This is a genomic window from Streptococcus oralis subsp. oralis, from assembly GCF_002096435.1.
GTDB lineage: Bacteria > Bacillota > Bacilli > Lactobacillales > Streptococcaceae > Streptococcus > Streptococcus oralis_AA.
Map to the genome: position 1 here is coordinate 1 of NZ_NCUI01000014.1, position 1,451 is coordinate 1,451.

Genomic DNA, 1,451 nt, shown 5'->3' on the forward strand with positions numbered 1-1,451 from the left:
GCTGGCGCTAACTTGTCCGCATATGTGAAGGAAGACGGTCGTACACAGATTCCGAATAAGGCTTCTTATGACGCAAGCTTCCCACACAAACCAGGTGTGCACAAGGATTCGAACGAAGTCCCAGTAACACCTCCAACACCAGACGAGCCAGAAATCAAGAAAGATGTGAATGGCAAAGAAGCTGAAACTCTTGACAAACGCGACCAAGTCTTCACCTATAACGTGAAAACAAGTGTAGCGCAAGATGCGACAGCCTTCTCAGTCACAGATACACTAGTAGACGTTCTTGAATTCGCAGGAACTTCAAGTGCTAAATTGAATGGTCAAGCTCTTGATGCAAGCCAAATCAAGGTAGAAGGACAAACCATTACCTTGACCCTTACCGAGGAACAAGTGAAAGCCAATGGCGGTCAAGCTGTTGAATTAACATTCGACGCGAAGATCAAAGCTGGCGCAAACTTGTCTGCTTACCTATCAGAAGATAAGACTGTGAAAGTTCCTAACAAGGCAGCTTACAAGGCAGATCTACCAAACAAACCAGGCTTTACGAAAGACTCTAATGAAGTCCCAGTAACACCTCCAACACCAGACGAGCCAGAAATCAAGAAAGATGTGAATGGCAAAGAAGCTGAAACTCTCGCAAAACGTGATGAAGTCTTCACATACAATGTGAAAACAACAGTAGCGCAAGATGCGACAGCCTTCTCAGTCACAGATACCCTAGTGGACGTTCTTGAATTCGCAGGAACTTCAAGTGCTAAATTGAATGGTCAAGCTCTTGACGCTAGCCAAATCAAGGTAGAAGGACAAACCATTACCTTGACGCTTACAGAAGAACAAGCTAAAACAAGTGCTGGACAAGCTGTTGAATTAACTTTCGACGCTAAGATCAAAGCGGGAGCTAACTTGTCTGATTATGTAACAGAAGATAAGTCAATCAAGGTTCCGAACAAGGCAGCTTACAAGGTTGATCTTCCAAACAAACCAGGCTTTACGAAAGACTCCAATGAAGTCCCAGTAACGCCACCGACACCAGACGAGCCAGAGATCAAGAAAGATGTCAATACTAAAGCTGAAGAAACACTCGCTGATCGTGATCAAATTTTCACATACAACGTGAAAACAAGTGTCCCAACAGATGCGACAGCCTTCAGCGTAAGTGATACACTTGAGTCTGTTCTTGATTATGCAGGTTCAGCAAGTGCAATCTTGAATGGTCAAGCTCTTGATGCCAGTCAAATCAAGGTAGAGGGTCAAACCATTACCTTGACCCTTACAAAGGAACAAGTGAAAGCCAATGGCGGTCAAGCTGTTGAATTGAGCTTCACTGCTAAGATTAAAGCGGGAGCTGATTTAACTCCATATCTAACAGATCGTGGATTCACTGTTCCAAATACGGCTTCTTATGATGCAAACATTCCAAATAGACCAGGGCTACACAAAGATTCGAA

1 protein-coding gene is annotated in these 1,451 nt (G+C 44.0%); it reads left to right on the forward strand.

Annotated features, from left to right (window positions below):
• The coding region (locus B7723_RS00070) for an isopeptide-forming domain-containing fimbrial protein (protein WP_142358074.1) at positions 1 to 1,451 on the forward strand (1,451 nt) is incomplete at both ends.